This is a genomic window from Acinetobacter baretiae, assembly GCF_015627105.1.
Taxonomy (GTDB): domain Bacteria; phylum Pseudomonadota; class Gammaproteobacteria; order Pseudomonadales; family Moraxellaceae; genus Acinetobacter; species Acinetobacter baretiae.
In genome coordinates this window covers 147,403-171,157 of record NZ_VTDM01000009.1, presented here as the reverse complement: position 1 = coordinate 171,157, position 23,755 = coordinate 147,403, and the positions used below count along the sequence as shown (strand labels likewise).

General features: G+C 39.5%; 22 protein-coding genes. 8 read left to right on the top strand and 14 right to left on the bottom strand.

Going from position 1 to position 23,755, the window contains the following annotated elements; translation table 11 throughout:
• Positions 1-3: 3 nt before the first annotated feature.
• The 11 genes from hisS to I2F17_RS04755 form a co-directional block, all read right to left on the bottom strand.
• Positions 4-1,305, bottom strand: a complete 1,302-nt coding sequence (gene hisS / locus I2F17_RS04805; RefSeq protein ID WP_211139224.1) for a histidine--tRNA ligase — start codon at positions 1,303-1,305, stop codon at positions 4-6.
• Complete coding sequence (gene ispG, locus I2F17_RS04800; protein ID WP_211139223.1) at positions 1,302-2,420, bottom strand: flavodoxin-dependent (E)-4-hydroxy-3-methylbut-2-enyl-diphosphate synthase; 1,119 nt, start codon at positions 2,418-2,420, stop codon at positions 1,302-1,304. Before ispG ends, hisS begins: the two co-directional genes overlap by 4 nt.
• A 24-nt stretch (positions 2,421-2,444) precedes the next feature.
• Positions 2,445-3,227 carry a RodZ domain-containing protein gene (locus I2F17_RS04795; protein WP_196422258.1) on the bottom strand — a complete coding sequence of 261 codons (783 nt, stop codon included), beginning with the start codon at positions 3,225-3,227 and terminating at the stop codon, positions 2,445-2,447.
• The gene (gene pilW / locus I2F17_RS04790; protein WP_196422257.1) at positions 3,218-4,018 is read right to left on the bottom strand and encodes a type IV pilus biogenesis/stability protein PilW; all 801 of its coding nucleotides are present in this window, start codon (positions 4,016-4,018) and stop codon (positions 3,218-3,220) included. The genes I2F17_RS04795 and pilW overlap by 10 nt, the downstream gene beginning before the upstream one ends.
• A 29-nt stretch (positions 4,019-4,047) precedes the next feature.
• A complete protein-coding gene (rlmN, locus tag I2F17_RS04785; RefSeq protein WP_196422256.1) occupies positions 4,048-5,283 on the bottom strand; it encodes a 23S rRNA (adenine(2503)-C(2))-methyltransferase RlmN in 1,236 nt (411 codons plus the stop codon).
• A 116-nt stretch (positions 5,284-5,399) separates the two neighbouring features.
• Entirely contained in the window at positions 5,400-5,831 is a 432-nt protein-coding gene (ndk, locus tag I2F17_RS04780; protein ID WP_196422255.1) for a nucleoside-diphosphate kinase, read from the bottom strand.
• 107 nt (positions 5,832-5,938) lie between these two features.
• Positions 5,939-6,139 carry a Fe-S cluster assembly protein IscX gene (iscX, locus tag I2F17_RS04775; protein ID WP_196422254.1) on the bottom strand — a complete coding sequence of 67 codons (201 nt, stop codon included), beginning with the start codon at positions 6,137-6,139 and terminating at the stop codon, positions 5,939-5,941.
• A 41-nt stretch (positions 6,140-6,180) separates the two neighbouring features.
• Complete coding sequence (locus I2F17_RS04770) at positions 6,181-6,729, bottom strand: phosphatase PAP2 family protein (RefSeq protein ID WP_211139222.1); 549 nt, start codon at positions 6,727-6,729, stop codon at positions 6,181-6,183.
• Positions 6,730-6,898: 169 nt separating this feature from the next.
• Positions 6,899-7,915, bottom strand: coding sequence for a ketol-acid reductoisomerase (gene ilvC, locus I2F17_RS04765; protein ID WP_196422253.1), 1,017 nt, complete (start codon positions 7,913-7,915; stop codon positions 6,899-6,901).
• Between the two features lie 29 nt (positions 7,916-7,944).
• Entirely contained in the window at positions 7,945-8,436 is a 492-nt protein-coding gene (gene ilvN / locus I2F17_RS04760; RefSeq protein ID WP_196422307.1) for an acetolactate synthase small subunit, read from the bottom strand.
• Positions 8,437-8,438: 2 nt separating this feature from the next.
• Positions 8,439-10,166 (bottom strand): acetolactate synthase 3 large subunit, encoded by a 1,728-nt coding sequence (locus I2F17_RS04755; RefSeq protein ID WP_196422252.1) that lies wholly within the window; start codon positions 10,164-10,166, stop codon positions 8,439-8,441.
• 446 nt (positions 10,167-10,612) lie between these two features.
• Here I2F17_RS04755 and I2F17_RS04750 point away from each other — a divergent pair, with 446 nt between their 5' ends.
• From I2F17_RS04750 to I2F17_RS04720, 7 genes are all read left to right on the top strand, one after another.
• Positions 10,613-10,942 (top strand): DUF4124 domain-containing protein, encoded by a 330-nt coding sequence (locus I2F17_RS04750; RefSeq protein WP_211139221.1) that lies wholly within the window; start codon positions 10,613-10,615, stop codon positions 10,940-10,942.
• Between the two features lie 149 nt (positions 10,943-11,091).
• Positions 11,092-13,710, top strand: coding sequence for a leucine--tRNA ligase (leuS, locus tag I2F17_RS04745; RefSeq protein ID WP_211139220.1), 2,619 nt, complete (start codon positions 11,092-11,094; stop codon positions 13,708-13,710).
• 12 nt (positions 13,711-13,722) lie between these two features.
• Entirely contained in the window at positions 13,723-14,235 is a 513-nt protein-coding gene (locus I2F17_RS04740) for an LPS-assembly lipoprotein LptE (protein WP_196422249.1), read from the top strand.
• Between the two features lie 18 nt (positions 14,236-14,253).
• Positions 14,254-15,240, top strand: coding sequence for a DNA polymerase III subunit delta (gene holA / locus I2F17_RS04735; protein ID WP_211139219.1), 987 nt, complete (start codon positions 14,254-14,256; stop codon positions 15,238-15,240).
• A gap of 124 nt (positions 15,241-15,364) precedes the next feature.
• Positions 15,365-16,681 carry an efflux RND transporter periplasmic adaptor subunit gene (locus I2F17_RS04730; protein ID WP_211139218.1) on the top strand — a complete coding sequence of 439 codons (1,317 nt, stop codon included), beginning with the start codon at positions 15,365-15,367 and terminating at the stop codon, positions 16,679-16,681.
• A gap of 2 nt (positions 16,682-16,683) precedes the next feature.
• The gene (locus I2F17_RS04725) at positions 16,684-18,675 is read left to right on the top strand and encodes a MacB family efflux pump subunit (protein WP_211139217.1); all 1,992 of its coding nucleotides are present in this window, start codon (positions 16,684-16,686) and stop codon (positions 18,673-18,675) included.
• An 8-nt stretch (positions 18,676-18,683) separates the two neighbouring features.
• A complete protein-coding gene (locus tag I2F17_RS04720; protein ID WP_211139216.1) occupies positions 18,684-20,072 on the top strand; it encodes an efflux transporter outer membrane subunit in 1,389 nt (462 codons plus the stop codon).
• Positions 20,073-20,115: 43 nt separating this feature from the next.
• Here the strand turns inward: I2F17_RS04720 and I2F17_RS04715 are convergent, their stop codons facing one another.
• The 3 genes from I2F17_RS04715 to orn form a co-directional block, all read right to left on the bottom strand.
• Positions 20,116-20,919 carry an enoyl-ACP reductase FabI gene (locus I2F17_RS04715; RefSeq protein WP_211139215.1) on the bottom strand — a complete coding sequence of 268 codons (804 nt, stop codon included), beginning with the start codon at positions 20,917-20,919 and terminating at the stop codon, positions 20,116-20,118.
• A gap of 165 nt (positions 20,920-21,084) precedes the next feature.
• Positions 21,085-21,816, bottom strand: a complete 732-nt coding sequence (locus I2F17_RS04710; RefSeq protein WP_196422243.1) for a Bax inhibitor-1/YccA family protein — start codon at positions 21,814-21,816, stop codon at positions 21,085-21,087.
• A gap of 151 nt (positions 21,817-21,967) precedes the next feature.
• The gene (gene orn, locus I2F17_RS04705; RefSeq protein ID WP_196422242.1) at positions 21,968-22,519 is read right to left on the bottom strand and encodes an oligoribonuclease; all 552 of its coding nucleotides are present in this window, start codon (positions 22,517-22,519) and stop codon (positions 21,968-21,970) included.
• A gap of 118 nt (positions 22,520-22,637) precedes the next feature.
• On the opposite strand from orn, the gene rsgA reads away from it, so the two are divergent.
• Positions 22,638-23,696: a ribosome small subunit-dependent GTPase A gene (rsgA, locus tag I2F17_RS04700; protein WP_211139214.1), complete on the top strand. Its 1,059-nt coding sequence runs from the start codon at positions 22,638-22,640 to the stop codon at positions 23,694-23,696.
• The last annotated feature ends 59 nt before the right edge of the window (positions 23,697-23,755 follow it).

Below are 23,755 nucleotides of genomic sequence, written 5' to 3'. Positions count from 1 at the left end.
CTACTAAACGCGAGATGATGGAAATTGCTCAAGCAAAAATGAAACAACATCAGCAAGTACAACATCTTTTTGTTCTGCTGTTGCTAAATGCTTAAAGGCAATGTGCTCAGCAGCTTGCTCTCGCTCGCCAAAGATCATGGCATAAACCGCACCTGACTGATCTGCTTTTTTCATTTGACTTTTCATGCTGCCTTGCGAACCTACTTTAACACGAATTGGTGCATTGACTCGCTCTAATTCATCTCTAAGTTGTTCTGCAAACAATAAAGCATGTGCCTGACATTGTGGATCTGTGACTAAAAACACTTCACAATCTCTTATAGGCTCTGCGGGTGCAAATTGCTCTAACAACAATAATAGTCGCTCTAAGCCCATACCAAAACCTGCCGCAGGTACCGATTGACTCGCCTTTCCTTTTAGCTGTCCAACCAGTCCATCATAACGACCACCACCACATACTGTTGCTTGTGAGCCCAAATGACAAGTTGTCCACTCAAAGACTGTTTTATTGTAGTAATCCAAACCACGTACAAGTTTTTGATTCACCACATAGGCAATACCTGCTTGATCTAGATAGCTTTTTAAAGTGTCAAAATGGGTCATGGTTTCAAGTTGCATAAAGTCATGCAGTTGAGGTGCGCTTGCCAAAATGCGCTGAGTTTGCTCATCTTTTGAATCTAAAATACGTAAAGGATTGGTGGTTAAACGACGTTGTGAGTCTTCATCTAAATCTGTTTTATGTAGATTTAAATACTCAACTAATGCATTTTTATATGCCGTTCGTTCATCTGCTTCACCGAGTGTGTTTAACTCAAGTTGTACCTTGTCTGCAATGCCAAGATGCTTCCATAAACGCGCAGTCAATAAAATAAGTTCTGCTTCAATATCTGGTGTTGCCACACCAAATGTTTCTACACCAAACTGGTGGAATTGGCGATAACGCCCTTTTTGAGGCTTTTCATAACGAAACATCGGCCCCATATACCATACACGAGGCGTTGCTCCACGCAGTAAATTGTGCTCTAACAATGCACGTACGCAACCTGCTGTCCCTTCTGGTCTTAAGGTTAACGATTCTGGGGGATTGCCTTTATCAAAAAAGGTGTACATTTCTTTTTCAACAATATCTGTGGCATCGCCAATCGCACGTTTAAATAAACCCGTGTTTTCAACAATCGGCAATCGAATTTGTTGATAACCATAGGCATCCATTAAAGATGCTAAATATGTTTCTAGTTTTCTCCAAGCCACTGTTTGTGTTGGGAGAATGTCATTAAAACCTTTTATTGCAACAATTGAACTCATGATGATGAACTACGAATAATTTCTTTTGATTTAGCTTTTTCAAGCTCTTCTACACGCTGACGAACCATTGATTCAATTTCATCAACCAATTGATGTGTATCAATGAGATGGCTTTTCTCACCATTTCGATATACAAGAGATCTTGGGCTCGCCCCCACAATACCGATATCTGCCTCTTTGGCTTCACCTGGACCATTGACTTTACATCCAATCACAGACAGATCAATCGGTGTACGAATATCTTCTAAACGCTCTTCAAGAGATTGCATCACTTGAATTACATTAAATTCTTGTCTTGAACAGCTTGGACAAGCAATAAAATTAATCCCATTTGATCGTAGCATTAATGACTTTAAAATATCAAAGCCAATTTTAATTTCTTCTTCAGGTTGTGCAGCCAGTGAAATACGCATGGTATCGCCTATTCCATCGAGTAATAAACCACCCAATGCAATCGCTGATTTTACCGTACCTGTTCTATACACACCCGCCTCTGTCACCCCTAAATGTAATGGATTATCAATTTGTTGGGATAATAAACGATAAGCATCTAGGGTTAAAAATACATTAGAGGCTTTCACACTCACTTTAAACTCATGAAAGTTTAGGCGATCTAATATATCAATATGGCGTAATGCCGATTCAAGTAATGCTTCACCTGTCGGTTCACCATATTTTTTTTGTAAATCTTTTTCAAGTGAGCCTGCATTTACACCAATGCGCATGGAAATGTCATGATGTCTTGCTGCTGCCACAACTTCACGAATTTTTTGTTCCGAGCCAATGTTACCAGGGTTAATACGCAAACAATCTGCGCCATAATCTGCAACAGCTAAGGCAATTTTATAATCAAAATGTATGTCTGCAACTAGCGGAATATCTACACGTTTTTTAATTGCACCAAATGCCTCTGCAGCCTCCATAGAAGGTACAGATACTCGCATAATGTCTGCGCCTGCATCGGCACAGCGTTGAATCTGTGCCACAGTTGCATCGACATCGCATGTTTCTGTATTGGTCATGCTTTGTACACTAATGGGTGCATCACCACCTACATAAACCGATCCAACACGAATTTTACGGGTTGGTCGGCGTTTAATCGGGTTTACTATCATGATGACGTTGCTCGACTAGATCTTTTAACGAGATAAACGAAAATCTGCTTTGCCGTTTACGGTATAAGGAGACAATGAAATAGCTTCACCGTTTAAGTTTAATGACACAGCTTTTGCATCATTGAGCTGAATTTGAAAAGGTGACTGGCCATTTAAAGAAAGATCTTGTGTTTGACGACCATTGGCAAGCACTTTGCCTGTTGAGTCAATAATATTCAGTGACGTTGGTTGTGAAATTTTAAGTTCAAGTCGATCACCAACAGCAGCATCTTGATTCACTGATAACACCTGTACGTTTGAAGGGTTGACCGACATTTGCTCTTGTTTCTTTTTATTGGACCAATTTTGCACAGCAACAATTGCAATCCAAGCCAATACAATAATCGCCAATAAAATAACGATACGTTTTAGCCATTTACGGTTACGACTGCTGTTTGAACCTGGCAGCTTACCCATAATTTTAATCGGTGAATCATTTAAAGCATTTTGTGCATGAAAGCCTGTATCATTTTGATAAATTTCATCAAAACGTTGGATGATCATAGAAGCATCGACACTTAAATAACGTGCATAGGTACGATAATACCCTTTAATAAACGTAGCTTCGGGTAACGCAGTATATTCATCTTTCTCTAAAGCCTCTAATGTACGCACTGGCATATTTAATGCCTGAGATACATCAGCCAACTCATATTTTTTTTGAAGACGGACATGGCGTAAATACTCACCAGGACGTTGAATATTACCTAAATTGCTTGAGCTTGATTGTGTACCCGCCGATTGCTGTGAATTTGGATTTACTTCCATACCGCCTCAGTATTGTACTGTTGTTGCAAATAATTTTGATACTCTTGGCTATCTGGATATTTTGCTCGAAGTTGATTGGCCAAGACCTGCTGGGTAATGTTATCACCATTTGCATGCGCAATGCGAATTCCTAACCAAAGTGCCACATTCGTTTGGTTATTCATGCCCATCACTCGCACATAGTTCTGATATTGTGCAAGTGCATTTCGATATTGTGCCTTTTGGTACGCAATATCTGCTAATGATTGATATGCAAAACTAGAGTCTGGATTGACTTTAATCGCACTAGAGTAACTTTGTTCAGCATTTTCTGCATCACCTAGTTTTTGATAGGTTCTGCCTAAAGTTTCAAAAGCTAATGCGCGCTGATTATAACCTAAAGTAGATGCTGCAATCAGTAACTCTTTACGTGCGTCATCAAAACGGCCAATTTGATATAAGTAAAAGCCATAATTATTTCTAATTTGTGGATCTGTTCGATCTAAAGAAAGTGCTTTTTTAAAATAGCTTTCTGCTTTAGCCACATTGTTAGGGCTACCTTCTTGTTGTAACAACACAGCCATCATCATATAGGTGGTTGGATCAGTGGTGTCTTTTTTTAATGCTTCATCTAATTCACGTTTTGCCGAGTCAACATCTCCTGTACGAAGATATTCAGCAGCCATTTGTGTTCGTACTTGTGCAGATTTTTTAGGATCTGCTTTTAATTGATTACTTGTGGTTTGACATGCTGTGAGTAAAGTACACCCCACAGCAACACATGAAACCATTAACGTTTTGACTGCACTCATGTTTTTTCACCATGATTTATCGTAATCGCTCAACCCTGAGACCGTACAATCTCATGCTGTTGCGCAACTTTCTTTTTCCACTGTTCAGCACGGCGTGTTCTATCTGCAACTTGTCCAACCAATTGGCCACATGCTGCATCAATATCATCACCACGTGTTTGACGAATCGTACAAACAAAGCCTGCATCTGACAACACTTTTTGGAATGCCATAATACGGTTACGACTAGAACGACCATACGGTGCATGTGGAAAAGGGTTAAAAGGAATAAGGTTAATTTTACTTGGCAAATCTTGAAGTAACTTGACCATTTGATGTGCATGTTCTAAATGATCGTTTACCCCATCGAGCATAACATATTCAATGGTGACATGTTTACGTGCACTTTCATTACCATCTTTTCGAAGATAACGCTGTGCAGAGGCAATCAGTTGTGCCAATGGATATTTTTTGTTAATAGGTACAAGTTCATTACGTAATTCATCATTTGGTGCATGTAAAGAAATTGCCAAAGCAACATCAAGTTGTTCTGCCAATTTGTCAATCATAGGTACAATGCCAGATGTAGACAGTGTGACACGGCGTTTAGACATACCGTATGCAAAATCATCTAACATCAACGACATTGCTTTGACTACAGGTTTAAAGTTAAGTAATGGCTCTCCCATACCCATCATCACCACATTGGTCACCGAGCGTGTACGCTCCGCAACAGCAACATCTTCCATATACGATTGGTTTGCTACCCACAACTGACCAATAATTTCGTCTGGGGTTAAATCACGTTGAAAGCCTTGTTTACCTGTAGAGCAAAATGAACAATCTAATGCACAGCCTACTTGCGATGAAACACATAATGTTTTACGTGCCCCTGTTTTATCATCAGCAGGAATTAAGACAGTTTCGACCAAAGATCCTGAACCTTCACCAACACGAAAAACCCATTTACGAGTACCATCTTTAGAATAATTACGATGTACTACCTCAGGTGCTTTTACTTCACAAACTTTTTCAAGTTTTTCGCGTAGCTTGCCTGAAATATTACTCATTTGTGCAAAGTCTGTAATAAAGTACTGATGTACCCATTTCATGACTTGGCCTGCTCTAAACTTTTTCTCACCTAAGCTTTCAAAAAATTGTTCGAGCTCTGCACGTGACATCCCTAGTAGGTTGATTTTTGGCGTTGCATCATTTTTAGGCGGATGCAATGTGGCATTATCTTGTTCATCAACCACTAAAGATGAACGAATTGCGTCATGAGCCATGTGTATTACCTAAACAATATTGAAGATGAAAAAGAGGAGTTACTAAAAATAAATGTGCTGTAAAAACAAAAAACCAGATAAGCAGTATACCACTTATCTGGTCACACTGTCTCAAATTAACGAGTGCGTGGGCACACTTCAGTTTGAGCAAAGAAGTAAGAGATTTCACGTGTAGCAGATGCAACAGAGTCTGAACCATGTGCAGCATTTTCATCAATGCTTACAGCAAAGTCTGCACGAATTGTACCAGGTGCTGCTTCTTTAGGATTTGTCGCACCTAAAATTTCACGGTGAGCAAGTACAGCATTTTCACCTTCAAGTACAGATACAACCACTGGACCAGATGTCATAAATGCAACTAGATCAGCAAAGAAACCACGTTCTTTGTGCTCTGCATAAAAGCCTTCAGCTTCAGCTTGAGACAAATGCTTCATTTTAGTTGCAACAATTTTTAAACCCGATTTTTCAAAACGAGCAAAAATATCACCAACGTGGTTTTTAGCAACAGCATCTGGTTTAACGATAGATAACGTACGTTCAACTGCCATGATAGGCTCCTTAAACAAAATAAACAGCGAAAATTTTGCGCATTATAACGAGGTCAGTCGAAATAATCAGCTTACAAAGTGTAAAAGTTTCATTTTTTAATGTATTTTTAGTCCGCTTCATCAATCCAAGCCATTTGTATGGCCTCCAAAATTCCTTCAGTTGATTTATTTGGATCGTCTGAAAATTCTGGTAAAGCACATACCCATGCATGTAAATCTGTAAATCTCACCCATTGTGGATCAACATCTGTATGTACTTCAGACAACTCAATGGCAATATCTAATGTATCTGTCCAACGTAATCCCATTTCTTTCTCACAACGTTTAAGCTTGACTCATTATAATATATTCATAGAATAATATGAAAATAATACGCCATCATTAACACCACAATGGCAAATGCAACCCCAAGCAATGCCCCAACAAAGACATCTGTTGGATAATGTAGTCCTAAAATAACTCGAGACAAGGCCACCAAAACAGTAAAAGGCAGCATTAGATATAAAAGTATTGGGGAAACATAACCAAAAATAATGGTTGCTAGCACAGCATGTAACGTGTGCCCCGAGGGAAAGCTGTAGTGATCTAGCGGTCGATCACCCAAAACAATGACTTGATGTACTTGATAAGGTCGTGGACGTAATGTTTTCGTTTTTAGAAATTTATATGTGGCTGTTGCTAAAAAACTGGCACATGCCAAGTAAATGACTTGTTTATAGGTATACTTTTCCTCTAATACCCACACAAACACCAACATAACAAACCAAAATAGACCATCGCCTAAGCGACTAATCAATTTAAAGAAATATGCAACATATGCATGTTTAGACAGTTGATTTAAATAGATACACCACTGTAAATCAAATGCTAAAACTTTCACTTTGAGTGTATTCAACACAGACCCACCTTTGTTGATTTATTTATTTTAATACCTATTTTTTCTATAAATTACAGCATTTAAATACAACAAGATCATCATAAACTAAAATACATGATACTGACATGACAAATTCAGTTGCCACAAAAAAACCTGCACGTATGCAGGTTTTTTTAACACAAAGATCAAATTAGTTTTTGTCTTTATCAATAATTTTGTTGGCTTTAATCCATGGCATCATTGCACGTAACTTGTTCCCTGTAACTTCAATCCCATGCTCTGCATTTTGGCGACGACGTGCTGTCATTGATGGATAATTTAAAGCACCTTCTTGAATGAACATTTTCGCATATTCACCAGATTGAATACGTTTCAGTGCATTACGCATTGCTTCACGAGATTGCTCATTAATCACTTCAGCACCTGTCACATATTCGCCGTATTCAGCATTGTTCGATACTGAATAGTTCATGTCTGCAATACCACCTTCGAACATTAAGTCAACAATCAGCTTTAACTCATGTAAACATTCAAAGTATGCCATTTCTGGTGCATAACCTGCTTCAACCAATGTTTCGAAGCCCATTTTCACTAATTCTACCGCACCACCACAAAGAACAGCTTGCTCACCAAATAGGTCTGTTTCAGTTTCTTCACGGAATGATGTTTCAATAATACCTGTACGTCCACCACCTACACCTGACGCATAAGACAATGCAACATTACGTGCATTACCCGATGCATCTTGATGAATTGCGATTAAATCAGGTACACCTGATCCACGTTGAAATTCTGAACGAACAGTATGACCTGGTGCTTTTGGCGCAACCATAATAACGTCTAGGTCTTTACGTGGCACAACTTGGTTGTACAAAATCGCAAAGCCATGTGCAAATGCAAGAGTTGCACCTTCTTTAATATTTGGCTCAATCACATCACGGTAAAGTTGTGATTGGAATTCATCAGGAGTCAAGATCATTACAAGATCTGCACCTTTCACCGCATTAGGAACTTCTGCAACTTTCAAGCCAGAAGTTTCTGCTTTTTTCCATGATGCTGATCCTGCACGTAGACCAACAGTCACATCTACACCTGACTCTTTTAAGTTAAGTGCGTGTGCATGGCCTTGTGAACCATATCCAATAATCGCGACTTTTTTGCTTTGGATAATTGACAGATCACAGTCTTTATCATAGAAAATTTGCATGTGTTATCTCCAGTAAAAATCTTTTTTAATTAAATGCTTAAAACTTTTTCGCCACGTGCAATACCCGACACGCCAGAACGCACAACTTCTAAAATGGTATTTTCTGCTAAAGCATCAATAAAACCATCTAATTTTTCAGTTGTACCCACAATTTGCACAGTATATGTAGTCGGTGTAACGTCTACAATCGTTGCTCGGAAAATATCTGCTGTACGCTTAATTTCATCACGAGCAATCCCCAAAGCTTTCACTTTAATCAGTAACAGCTCTCTTTCAATATGTGCGCCATCACTCAATGCAATCACTTTCACTACTTCAATCAATTTATTGAGCTGTTTAGTAATTTGCTCAATTTTATGATCGTCACCATAGGTGGTTAATGTCAAACGAGACAACGTTTCGTCTTCTGTAGGTGCAACATTTAGAGTTTCAATGTTGTAACCACGCTGACTAAATAATCCAACCAAACGCGACAATGCACCCGATTCATTTTCAATAAGTACTGAAATAATGTGTCTCATGCTCATGCTGTACGTTCCCCTTTGGCTAGCCACATATCTTTCATCGATTGTGCTGGCACTTGCATTGGATACACATGTTCATCATCTTCAACCAACACATTGATAAACACACACTTATCGTTAATTGCCATCGCTTCTTGCAATTTAGACTCTAGCTCATCTGCATGCGTAATTGTAATTGCAACATGGCCATACGCTTCCATGAGTTTAGCAAAATCAGGTAAAGACTTAACATAAGATTGTGAGTGGCGACCCTCATAGTTCATGTCTTGCCACTGACGAACCATGCCCAATGACCCATTATTTAGGCACAAAATTTTGACATTAATATCGTACTGCTTACAGGTAGACAATTCTTGAATACACATTTGAATCGAACCATCGCCTGTCATACACACAACGTCTTGTTCTGGAAATGCAAGCTTTGCACCCATCGCATAAGGTAAACCCACACCCATAGTGCCTAAGCCACCTGAGTTAATCCACTGTCTAGGACGGTCATATTTGTAATATAACGCACTAAACATTTGGTGTTGACCTACATCTGAAGTAATGATCGCTTCACCATGGGTGATTTTATACAATGCTTCAACCACTTGTTGTGGTTTCATATGACCATTTTGAGCAGGTGCATAGCGTAAACCGTGATGACCACGCCATTCATTAATTTGATCCCACCACTCACTGAGTACTTCAGGATTTGGTTTAGAAATATTTAATTGTTTAAGCTGTGCGAGCATTTCTTGCAACACAGGCTGCACAGCACCTACGATTGGAATGTGTGCAGAAATTGTTTTGGAAATGGTTGCAGGGTCAATATCAATATGAATCACTTTTGCATTTGGGCAGAATTTGCTTGGATTGTTGGTTACACGATCATCAAAACGTGCGCCTACTGCAAAAATTACATCTGCATGATGCATCGCCATATTGGCTTCATAATAACCATGCATCCCTAACATGCCTAAAAACTGTGGATCGGTACCTGCAAAACCACCAAGCCCCATTAATGTACTGGTCACAGGGTAGTTTAAAAGATGTGCAATTTCAGTTAAAATATCTGATGCATTGCCTTGAACAAGACCGCCACCTGTATAAATTACAGGGCGTTTTGCCGTAAGTAATTCATCGACCGCTTTACGAATCTGCCCTGCATGCCCACGATATGGGGGTTGGTAAGAGCGCATTTTTACTTTTTCAGGATATGAATAGGCAAATTTATCGACAGGATTAGTAACATCTTTAGGGATGTCAATCACCACAGGACCCGGACGGCCACTTGCCGCAATGTAAAATGCTTTTTTGATAATCTCTGGAATTTCACTGGCATGGCGCACTTGAAAGCTATGTTTTACAATCGGTCTAGACACACCAATCATATCTGTTTCTTGGAATGCATCTTCACCAATCAAATGCGATGCAACCTGACCCGACAGTACCACCATTGGAATAGAATCCATATAGGCTGTGGCAATTGGGGTAACTGTATTGGTCGCACCAGGTCCAGATGTGACAAGTACAACACCTGTTTTGCCTGTGACACGTGAGTAAGCATCTGCCATGTGGCCTGCCGCTTGTTCATGGCGCACGAGGTAGTGATTGACTTTGTTTTGTTGATACAATGCATCATAAATATGTAGAACAGCACCGCCCGGGTAACCGAAAACGTGCTCAACACCCTCGTCCGCAAGTGCACGAACAAGCATTTCACCACCAGAAAGAAGTTCCAACGTGATTCACCCTTTTTTTTGCCGTATTGCCATTACAACACACAATACGATTAATTCTAAATACCCACTGTGCTTTTTTGTGTCCACACAGCTAATGACTTATCTTGCAACAGGAATAAGCATGACGCAACAGCAGATTACGCTGAAATCACACATCAGGCGATATAAAATATGCTGGGATAAACACACTTTAAAACATAACAGCTCGGCTAGAGTGTCTGCCTGTTACAACTACATTTCTTTGAAGGGTGATCAAATGATGTAAGATAGGCTAATATTTTTGTTGTTTCCCTATGTAATGTCAAGGCTTCAACCTCTTTTTCGTAATTATTATGCAAGAAAAGCCAATACAAGAAAATTTTCATATCATTTATAGTTTTTTCGCCCCAATTTTGGTAATTTTTACCTAAGGCATGTGCCTCCTTTTGATTAGCGTGGTTTATTGCATGACACATTCAAAAATAATTTATAGTGCTTTATTGGCAATATTTGCGATAAACAGTGCATATGCACAAGACATTTACAAATGGGTCGATGCCAAAGGCCTAACACACTACAGCCAAACCCCACCATTAAATGGCAAAAATACCACCATTTTAAAAACCTACGGGTCTACGAGCCCTTCATCTTCTTCTACGCTTCCGCCTGAGCAAAGCATACAACCGCAAAATAATATGCACCGTCCACCCACAGCTGAAGCGAGATCTGATCAACCGACAAATCAACCAAACTCATCTGATGAATCTTCTACAAATACACCACCACCTTTAAGTTAAATGAGATTATTGCACCATCAAAGCATAAAGACCTTAACGCGCCCGAACAAAGCATTCTTTTTTAAGCAAAACAAGATTCACTTTTTGGTGCGTTTTGCGCTATGCTGTGCGTAATCTTATAACTTCATCTTGTTGTTGATTAAATTTTTATGACTACATCACATATTGATTCAGAATATCAAGCAGGCGCGATTGAACCTCAAGTTCAACAAGACTGGGAAAATCGTAAATCCTTTAAAGTTGCAGACATCGTAGAAGGCAAACGCCGTTATATTCTGTCGATGTTCCCTTACCCAAGTGGCAAACTGCACATGGGGCATATACGCAACTATACCATTGGCGATGTGATGAGTCGTTTTTATCAACTCAAAGGTGAAACTGTCCTGCAACCAATGGGATGGGATGCCTTTGGTCTTCCTGCTGAAAACGCAGCCATCGACCATAAAGTTGCCCCTGCACAGTGGACTTTCGATAATATCGCTTATATGCGCAATGGACTCAAAAGCTTAGGTTTAGCTGTCGATTGGGATCGTGAAATTGCAACATGTACACCTGAATATTACCGTTGGGAACAATGGCTATTTGTTCAATTGTATAAAAAAGGGTTAATTTATCGAAAATTATCGACCGTCAATTGGGACCCTGTAGACCAAACCGTATTAGCCAACGAACAAGTTATCGATGGTCGAGGTTGGCGTTCAGGTGCGCTCGTTGAAAAACGTGACATTCCGATGTATTACTTCCGCATTACAGACTATGCACAAGAACTTCTCGACGACTTAGAACAATTAAAAGATGGCTGGCCACAGCGTGTATTAACCATGCAACGCAATTGGATTGGTCGTTCAGAAGGTATGGATATTACCTTTCCATCAGCAGATGACAGTGTTTATGCAGATGGTTTAACCGTCTATACCACACGTCCAGATACGTTAATGGGTGTGACCTATGTTGCCATTGCAGCTGAACACCCAATGGCAAAAAAAGCAGCTGAATTACGTCCCGATCTCAATGCATTTATTGAAGAATGCCGTCATGGGTCTGTTTCTGAAGCAGATATGGCAACCGCAGAGAAAAAAGGGGTTGCAACAGGCTTGTATGTTAAACATCCAGTGACTGGTGAACCTATCCCTGTATGGATTGCCAATTACGTGCTGATGTCTTATGGTTCAGGTGCTGTAATGGCTGTACCTGCACATGATGAACGTGACTTTGAATTTGCCAACAACTTTGGCTTAAATATTAAGCAAGTTATTCATATAACAGACGATCACATCTACAACCCAAATCAATGGCAAGAATGGTACGGTAGCAAAGAAGGCACATTAATTCATTCTGGTGAATTTGATGGACTTAATTTTCAACAGGCGTTTGATGCATTTATTGCAACACTCCAACCAAAAGATTTAGCCAACAAAAAAGTACAATTTCGCTTACGTGACTGGGGTGTTTCACGCCAACGTTACTGGGGATGTCCAATCCCTATGATCAACTGCGACAGCTGTGGTCAAGTCCCTGTACCCGAAGATCAATTACCTGTTGTTCTACCTACAGATGTTATTCCTGATGGTTCTGGCAATCCGTTGGCAAAAATGCCTGAATTTTATGAAACCACTTGCCCAAATTGTGGTGGTGCGGCCAAACGTGAAACCGATACTTTAGATACTTTTGTAGAGTCATCTTGGTACTATGCTCGTTATGCATCACCCAATTTTTCTGAGGGCATGATTAACCCAGATGCAGCACAAACTTGGTTACCTGTCACCCAATATATAGGTGGTGTTGAACATGCCATCTTACATCTTTTGTATGCGCGTTTCTTTCATAAACTGATGCGTGATGAAGGGGTGGTTCAAGGCAATGAACCTTTTAGTAATTTGCTAACACAAGGCATGGTCTTGGCAGACACTTTTTATCGCGAAGCATCTGACGGCAAAAAAACATGGTTTAATCCTGCCGATGTCACATTAGAGCGTGATGAAAAAGGTCGTGTATTTTCTGCAATATACAAAGCAGATGGTCAACCTGTAGTCATTGGTGGCCAAGAAAAAATGTCTAAATCTAAAAATAATGGTGTAGATCCTCAATCCATTATTGATCAGTATGGTGCAGACACGGCTCGTGTATTTACCATGTTCGCGGCACCACCTGATCAGTCACTTGAATGGTCAGATGCAGGAGTTGAAGGATCAAATCGCTTCTTAAAACGTGTGTGGCGTCTTACAGCCGCTATTTTAGAAAAAAATGCTGAAAACATTGCGATTGATTCGGCCAACTTATCTAAAGATGCACAAGATTTACGTCGCAAAACCCATGAAACGATTGCAAAAGTTACTGATGATATTGAGCGACGTCATGCATTTAATACGGCAATTGCCGCACAGATGGAGTTTTTAAATAGTCTTGCGAAGTTTAATGCAACATCTGCTCAAGATCTTGCTGTTGAACGTGAAGGGATTATTAGCTTACTCACGCTCTTGTCTCCATTTGCACCGCACTTGAGTCAAACACTTTTAGCAAAATTTGATATTGATTTAACTCAACATCAATTACCAGAAGTTGACCCAAGCGCATTAACTCGTGATGTACAGACCATTGTGGTACAAGTTAATGGTAAATTACGAGGCAAACTAGAAGTTGCTATTGGCTTATCAAAAGAAGAGTTACTCGCACAAGCCAAAGCATTGCCTGAAGTCCAACAATTTTTGACTGGCCCAACAAAAAAAGAAATTGTTGTTCCAAATAAACTTGTTAACTTAGTTGTTTAAAAAGGAAAGAGTATGCACTTAAGTCGTCGTTTTGCAGTTATCGTATTTACTTTAGGCTTAAGTGCAAGCTTAATCGGTTGCAGTTTTCACCTTGTAGGTAAAGGCCCATATGCAACACCTGTTGCCTACAACAACATGGCATTAAACTTACCCGACCAAGCAGATGCTCTTGATGAAAAATTAAAAGTGTATCTGACGGGTAACGGCATTCATGTTACCAATCACGACAGTCAATACACACTACGTGTATTAGATTACAATTATCGTCGCCAAAAGCTCAGTGGTCGTGTCGCTGAAGTGATCTTGCAGTTGAATGCAACGTTTCAAATTGAAGATAAAAATGGCAAAGTCATTACACAACCTAGAACAATTAATAGTGTAAAAACTTATCAATATAATGTGGCCACAGTAAATGTTGATGATAACGAAGAAAGCTATTTAATTGGGATTTTAGTTGATGACATTGCACAGCAAATGGCGCGCCAAATTGCAACGAATCGCTTACCAACAGTGACTTCCCCGTAAGATATTTGCGATATCACGATGAAAATTGATTACTTTCAAGCACTGAAACACACCCAAAATGCCGTAGGTGCTTGGATTTTGCATGGTCAAGAGGCTCTCCTACAACATAATTTACTCGATCAATTTCATAAGCTTTGGCAAAATCAAGACATTGAAAGACAGCGCTACGATATTGCCAATGTCAATGATTGGAAACAGGTTTTTCAAGCACTCAACAGCCTATCATTATTTTCTCAAGCACTTGCTATAGAAGTCCATACACGCATCAAACCTGATGCATCAGCACTCAAACAATTAAAACAATTTATTCAAGACCCTCAACAAAACACCCTTGTCATTGTCATGCCCAAACAAGACAGTGCAGGACTAAAAAGTAGTTTTTTCAAAACCGTAGAAGCCAATGGCATTGTCGTTTCACTGAGTCTCCCTTATGAAAAAGACCAACAAAAAATATTAGAGATTGAAGCCCAAAAAATAGGCATTCAACTGGAAAAAACAGCTTGGCAGTGGCTATTAGAACACCATGAACATCATATATTGGCTGCAAAAAACAGTCTTATTCGAGTCAGTGATACCTTTCCTGAACATAGCATCATTTCAATTGATGAGCTTAGAGCCTGTTTACAAGACCAATCTCGCTATTCCATCTATGATTTAAGCGACACTTTACTCCAAGGTGATTTCAACCAATCGATTAAAATCTATCAATATCTTGTTGCAACAGATGAGCCTATGAGTTTAATCTTATGGGTGCTACATAAAGAAATGCGCTTATTGATGCAAATTTTTGAAAACCCTCAATCTGTGCATCAATTGGGTATTTGGCAAAATAAAGTCAGACTGTATCAGCAAGCAGTTCAACGCTTTGAACCTCGCAGTTTTTTACAATGGCCTGCTCTACTGCTTCAAGTTGATCTTGCAATTAAAGGCCACAGCAAACACCCCGCTCACCTGACTGTGCTACAAATCATTGCAATTTTATGCGGTAAACCCTTATTTAAATAAGAAATCATTATTCTCAATCACATTTAAATAATTTTATAATAAAGCAACATGTTCACAGTAGATTCACTATTTTCACTTAATCTACCTTTCTATATTTCATTTTTTACTGGCGTTGCTTCATACTATGTTAAAAAAAATCAAGCCGATACGACTCCTTATTATTATAGCTATTTTGGCTGGCATCAGTTTCTTTATATGGCAGTCATTTAAACCAAAAACTGAACAGCCCCAGTATATTACTGAAGATGTCATTCGAGGAAATCTTGAAAGTACTGTATTAGCAACAGGTACACTCGGTGCAAGTAAAAGTTTAAGTGTCGGTGCACAGGTTTCAGGCCAAGTAAAACATATGTATGTTCAACTCGGAGACCAAGTGAAAAGAGGACAAATCATTGCTAAAATTGATTCTGTTACTCAAGCAAATGCACTCGAAAATAGTGCTGCAAACATTAAAAGTCTACAAGCTCAACGATTACAACAAGAGGCTCAGCTTAAAGAAACCAATTTAGAGTATAAGCGCCAAAAAGCCATGTTTGCGCAAGATGCAACCTCTCGTGCAAATTATGAATCTGCAGATGCCAAATATCAAACTGCTTTAGCTCAACTCAAGGTTATTGATGCACAAATTGAGCAAGCTCATCTAGCGGAGTCTACAGCACGTATTAATTTGGGCTACACCAAAATTATTGCACCCATGGATGGCACCATTGTGGCTATTGTGACCAATGAAGGGCAAACCGTAAACTCAAATCAGACTACACCCACGATTGTAAAACTCGCCCAGCTCGATCAAATGACCATTAAGGCACAAGTCAGTGAAGCGGATATTATGAAAATTGAAAAAGGCCAACAAGTTTATTTCACCACGCTTGGGGACGATAAGCGACGTTATGCCACATTGAGTCAAATTGAACCTGCACCCGATTCGATTAGCAGTGATTCAAGCTCATCTAACAATTCAGCCATTTATTATAATGCATTATTTGATGTCCCTAATACCGATCAAAAACTGCGTATTAATATGACAGCACAAGTGTATATTATACTCAAATCAATTGAAGATGCTGTTTTAGTTCCATCGGCTGCTCTCAATAATGTCAGAAACTCAATGAATGTATCAAATAAACTTCCACCCAATAATCCCAATATCAATAATAATAACGTAGACAACCCACTACAAAAACTTGAATTAACAACAGCTCAAAAAGAATTAATCAAAGCAGGTAAAGCCAGTTTAAGTGTGGTTAGAATCTTAAATAATCATCAACCTCAATCACAACAAGTTTTGATTGGTATGAATAATCGTATTCATGCGGAGGTATTGGCTGGCTTAAAAGAAGGAGATCAGGTGATTATTGCCGATAGTAGTGATTCTTCTGCAGCCACAGCCAAAGCAAGTAATAACCGTAAACGTAACACACCACCACCGATGGGAATGTAACCATGACGCAACAAGCATTGCTTGAAGTTCGTGACCTTACTCGAGAATTCCCTGCGGGTGAAGGTACAATTCAAGTCTTAAAAAATATTAATTTAAATATTTATGCAGGTGAATTGGTTGCAATTGTCGGGCAATCAGGATCTGGTAAATCAACTTTAATGAATATACTTGGGTGTTTAGACCGCCCAACACAAGGTTATTATCAAGTAAATGGTCATGAAACAGGGCAATTACAACCCGATGAGCTAGCACAATTACGCAGAGAATACTTTGGTTTCATCTTTCAACGATACCATTTACTCAATGATCTATCAGCTGAAGGTAATGTTGAAGTTCCTGCTGTTTATGCAAGTAGTGCACCATCTGAGCGTAAAGTCAGAGCACAGCAACTACTTACTGCATTGGGGCTTGAGCAAAAAACCAATAATCATCCAAATCAACTTTCTGGAGGACAACAGCAGCGGGTATCGATTGCACGTGCGCTCATGAATGGTGGCGATGTGATTTTAGCAGATGAACCCACGGGTGCACTCGACTCTCATAGTGGTATTGAAGTCATGCGTATTTTACGGGCTCTAAATACGGCAGGTCACACTATTATTTTAGTTACACATGATATGGAGGTTGCAAAGAACGCAACTCGTATTATTGAACTTAAAGATGGTGAAGTCATTGCAGATCAAGCCAATACACAAAAATCGCTCGATCAAAGCCCACAACACGCTTCACATCAGGCCATCTTAGCCTCTAATACCAAAAAAACTAAAACCGTCTCTCAGTTTCGTTCATTTTTAGATCGGCTTTCTGAAGCCTTTCGTATGGCACTTTTGGCTATGAATGCACACCGCATGCGTACTTTTTTAACCATGCTCGGAATTATTATTGGTATTGCCTCTGTCGTGACGGTAGTTGCTCTTGGGCGAGGCTCTCAACAAGAAATTTTAAATCAGATTAGTGGGTTAGGAACAAATACAATTACTGTCATGCAAGGTAAAGGCTTTGGTGATAACTCTCGAACAGCAAATTTTAAAACCCTTGTACCTAGTGATGCTGATGCCTTAGCTCAACAGCCTTATGTCAGTGCAGTTAGCCCTTTAGTCAGTACATCTAAAGTTCTGCGTTTTCAAGAAAGTGAAGCTACCGCCAGTATTAATGGTGTTGGGCGTGATTTTTTTATTGTTAAAGGTCTGAGTTTTCAAGAAGGACAAGGCTTTGATAACACCAGTATTCGTATACGTGCACAAGATGTTGTAATTGATACCAACACACAAAAGCAGTTCTTTTCACATCTTCCAAGCCCGATTGGCCAAGTTATTTTGTTAGGAAGTGTACCTGCCCGCATTATTGGCGTGATTGCACCACCTACAAATGCAGCCACCCTCAGCGACTCACTCAATGTATACATGCCCTATACCACGGTCATGAGTCGTATTCTAGGGCAAGCTAACTTACGGAACATTTTGGTTCTTGTCAACGATAAATATTCAACAGATGCTGCTGATAATGCCATTGTTAATCTACTCACACAACGTCATGGTGCTCAAGACATCTACACCATGAACAGTGACAGTATTCGACAAACCATCGAAAAAACAACCAATACCATGACATTGCTGGTCTCTGCCATTGCCGTTATTTCTTTGGTTGTTGGTGGAATTGGAGTCATGAATATTATGTTGGTTTCTGTGACCGAACGTACTCAAGAAATTGGGGTTCGAATGGCTGTTGGTGCAAGACAGGGCGATATTTTACAACAGTTTCTCATTGAGGCCATTTTAGTCTGTTTACTTGGCGGTATTTTAGGTGTCCTATTGTCTCTAGGCTTAGGTCAACTATTGACTCAACTTGGCGGTGGGCTATTTACCCTGTCCTATTCAGCGACATCTATTGTCGCTGCATTTATTTGTTCCACCCTCATTGGTGTTGTCTTCGGATTTTTACCTGCAAAAAATGCAGCAAAATTGGATCCCGTTGCAGCCTTAGCAAGAGAATAAGGAAAACCATGAAGCATCAATTTTCAACATTTGCATCTGTCATTTTGCTATCAAATGTACTCTTGGGCTGTAGTGCACTCGTTAAAACACCTTATCAAGCCCCTGAAGTATCTACGAGTCAAACATTTGCATATGCTCAAAACAGTCTACAAAATAATTACCCAGATCAGTGGTGGACGTTATTTGGCGATCAAACACTAAATCATCTGATTGAACATGTAATACAAGAAAACCACAACCTTGCAATTGCTGGATTAACACTCCAACAAGCACGACTCAAAGCAGGACTGGCCGAAAATCAACAAGGTTTTAGAGTCAATGCATCTTCATCTACAAGACATAAATTTATGTTTGAAGATGGATCAAACCAAGCTCAAGGTGTATCGGCCAATGTTGGGGTTAGTTATGAACTCGACCTCTTTGGTAAGTTGTCACATCAAACCCAAAGCGCTCAATGGGAAGCACAAGCCAGTGCAGAAGATTTACAAGCCACCGCACAAACCTTAATTGCAACGACAGCAAAACTTTATTGGCAATTGGCCTATTTAAATGAAAGTAAAACGACTGCCCAGCAAAGTCTAGCCCATTCGCAACAACTCGATCGCCTAGTCAATACACAGTATAAATTAGGTGCTGTATCGGGTTTAGAAACTGCGCAAGCCGCTCAAGCAGTACAAAGTCAAATGGCCAATCTCAATCGTATTGAGCAAAGCCTCGTTGAAACACGTACTGGACTGGCCACATTGTTACATATTCCGATACAACAGTTAAATATTTCTGAACCAGCACAATTACCCCAAACGACCTTGCCTGCCATTGCAGCAGGACTACCTGCAACACTTTTAGCGCGTAGACCCGATTTACAAGCAGCAGAGTTTCGTTTGCGTAAAACACTTGAAAATACCAATGCTACACGTGCAAGTTATTATCCTTCTATCAGCTTAACCAGTAATCTAGGGAGCAGTAGTACAGCTTTAACAGAGCTGATTAAAAACCCGATACTCACACTTGGCGCAAACTTAAGTTTACCTTTTTTGCAATACAACGATATGAAACGCAATATCGCAGTCAGTCAGCTCGATTATGACAAAGCAGTTTTGCAATATAAACAAACACTATATCAAGCGTTTGCAGATGTCGAAAATGCCTTATCTAATCAAACTCAATTAGCAAATCAAGTACGTGCGCAAGCAGATACTTTGGCATTATCTGAACGTTCCGAAAAATTAATTTTAGTACAATATAAATATGGGGCTGTTGCTTTAAAAAATGTGTTGGATCAACAAGAAAGTACGCGAAATACCCATTTAAACTTGGTTAATTTGAAGCAAAGTCAATACAATGCTTATGTCACATTACTACAAGCCCTTGGCGGTAGACCTTTACCCCAACCTTAACATTAAAAAAGCGACCTTTGGTCGCTTTTTTAAAACATTTAAATTATTCATCATCCATCATTGCAGGACTCATGCCTACAGTATTAAAGCCTGCATCCACATACATAATTTCACCTGTAATGCCCGATGCCCACGGAGAGCATAAAAATAAAGCAGCATTACCAACTTCTTCAATCGTTACATTACGTTTCAGCGGTGAGATTTTTTCGTTGGCATCTAGCATTTTACGGAAAGACTTAATACCAGACGCTGCAAGCGTACGAATTGGACCTGCTGAAATTGCATTCACACGAATGCCCTCTGCACCTAGACTAGATGCAAGATAACGTACACCCGCTTCAAGTGATGCTTTTGCCATACCCATAACATTGTAATTCGGCATTACACGTTCTGAACCTTGATACGTTAGTGTCAATAAGCACCCTTGACGTACTTTTAATAAAGGTTTTGCAGCACGTGCCATTTCAATAAAGCTATATGCACTAATATCATGTGCAACTTTAAATCCATCACGATCGGTCACATCCGTAAAGTCACCATCTAAAGTATGCGCTGGTGCAAAACCAATAGAATGAATAACACCATCTAGGCCATCCCAATGCTGAGCAATAGATGCAAAAGCTGCATCAACTTCACCATCTACAGACACATCACATGGAAAAACTAAAGTTGAATTAAAACTTGCCGCAAAATCATCAACACGTTTTTTTAGCTTTTCATTTGGATAAGTGAATGCTAATTCTGCACCTTCACGATGCAAAGCTTGTGCAATACCATATGCAATTGATAATTTACTTGCAACGCCTGCAATTAAAAAGCGTTTACCTGTCAGTAGTCCTTGTGCCATGTGCTGGTCTCTCATTTACGTTTTTAATCAATATGGTCTATTTTGTCGAGTTTGAGGCAATTTATAAATTGCATAAAGCATCTTTTTTAATTTTTTTCGTCATCATCATAAAAAAGCCACCTTTATCGTGACAATAAAGATGGCTTTCTTTCAACAATTCGCGAATTAATCGTTTGATGTTAAACCGATTAAACGTAAGAATGACACATACATCCATACCAATGTTGCCAATAAAGCCACTGCACATGTCCATTCAAAAGCTTTTGGTGCACGTTCTTCTGCAGAGCTTTCAATTAAATCAAAGTCTAAAATCAGATTTAATGATGCAATCACAGCAACAAAAGCGGCAAAACCAATACCCAACCAATTGCTTTCAAACACATATGGAATAGATGAACTAAAAAGTAAGCTCATAACCATTTGTACAACAAAAACTAGAGCAATAGCGATAGTTGCAGATAAAACAACTGCTTTAAATTTTTCAGTTGCACGAATAATTTTTGCACGATACAGCCCAAACATCACCAATGTCGTCACAAATGTCGCTAACAATGCTTGCAATGGAGCACCAGGATATTTGGCTTGAAAAACGAATGAAATACCGCCCAAAAATGCGCCTTCAAACAGGGCATAAGGAATTGCTAATGTCGGTGCCGTGTTAGGCTTAAATGTAATGACTAACGCTAAAACAAAGCCACCAAGACCACCCACCATGCTTGCTGCATAAGCGATACCAACATTCATGCTCAAGGCACAGTAAAAAAATAATGCAATACCAGCAATGGCTGATATTGCCGTTAACAAGACTGACTTACCCACAGCACCTTGTACGGTCATGGGCTGTGCATAATCTGCGTGCGTTTCTGCACGCGTTAAAATAGGGTTATTACTTTGCATTATTCAACTCTTTTAGGTTGTAGTTGATACTGAACTATTTTAAGTACAAAAACATATGATCACAAAGCGTTTTTGTAACGATATTAAGATGTGTTTAATATCGTCAAACAGGTATTACTCTACAAATATCATGACACAACAGATGATTTTATTAATTAGTAATAAAGAAATATTCTCGATAATATTTCAGCTCACGAATGGAATCCCTAATATCATCTAATGCCAAATGAGACGCTTCTTTTTTAAGACCATCCATAATTTCTGGTCTCCAACGCTTGGCAAGCTCTTTCACCGAAGAAACATCTAAATGACGATAATGAAAGAATTGCTCTAATTCAGGCATTAAACGGTGCATAAAACGACGGTCTTGGCAAATAGAATTACCACACATTGGAGATGATTTTGGTGATACCCATTTTTTTAAAAACTCAAGCGTTTGCAACTCTGCATCTCGTATCGTGAGCGTACTACGGCGCACACGCTGAATTAAACCAGATTGACCATGCTGACGCGTATTCCATTCATCCATCGCATTCAAAATCGTATCTGGCTGATGTACTGCTAACACAGGGCCTTCGGCAAGAATATTTAAATGATCATCGGTAATAATCGTTGCAATTTCGATAATCTTATCGTTGTCTGTGTCTAGCCCTGTCATTTCAAGGTCAATCCAAATTAACCGCGTTTGTAATGTGCTGCTCATGAAATCAATGCTTATTCATTAATAAATATTAATATTAGCAAATTTATCCTGTCTTGGCTGTAATTGTCTCCGCCTTCATGCTATTTTTGCGGTTTATCTATTTTGTTTCAGGGTTTGAATGGCTCTCATTCGTAAACGACGTTTAACCGACCAGCAAAAGCGACGCATTCATAAACAACATCAATCTCGACAAGATGATCTAGATACATCTAATGACCTTGAAGGTCTTGTCGTTCAACATTATGGACGTCAACTTGAAATTAAGGCATTGTCTGTGCCTGAAATACATCCTGAAAAACCCACGGTTGGGCCAAATGACCCAGAACCTTTTTGGAAGCCCATCACATTAGGCAGTGTTTGGCGTTGTCATACACGAACTAACCTTGAACTACTCGTGACAGGTGATCGTGTGACATGGCAAGCAGACCCCAATACAGGTCTAGGTATTATTACTGCAATTCACGCCAGACAATCCTTACTCACACGTCCAGATCGTTACCATAAAGTTAAACCCGTTGCAGCCAATATCAGTTTAATTGTCATTGTTTTTGCACCCCTACCAGAACCTGCACCCACACTCATTGATCGCTACTTAGTCGCATGCCAACATGCCAACATTCCCACACTGTTGGTTCTCAACAAAGCAGACTTAATCGATCAAAATCATCATATTCAAACACTGTTACAAGAGTATCAAGCATTAGGTTATGAAGTAATGACCACACATGCACATGGGCACGTTGATGCTTTAACACAAAGGCTTGACGGTGAAACAGTTGCATTTGTTGGACAATCAGGTGTTGGCAAAAGCTCATTAATTAATGCAATTTTGCCAGATGCCTCACAAAAAATTAATGTTATTTCTGAAAATTCAGCACTTGGCCAACATACCACGACATCGACCCGACTGATTGATTTTGGCCAAAGTGGTGCCCTTATTGACTCCCCTGGCATTCGTGAATTTGGTTTATGGCATTTAACAGAAGATGCCATTTATTCAGGATTTCCTGAAATTTCAGCGTTAATTGGTCAATGCCAATTTAGAAATTGTACCCATAAACAGGCCAAGAATTGTGCTTTAGAAAAAGCAGCATTACAGGGTGATATTTTACCAAGACGTTTAGAGAGTTTTTTACGTCTATGCGATGAAATTCAAGAAGCACAGCAAAAAAGCTAAATTTCTTTGAGATTACCCTTGAAGCGAGGTTTTTGATCACCATCAATATAAGCTATACT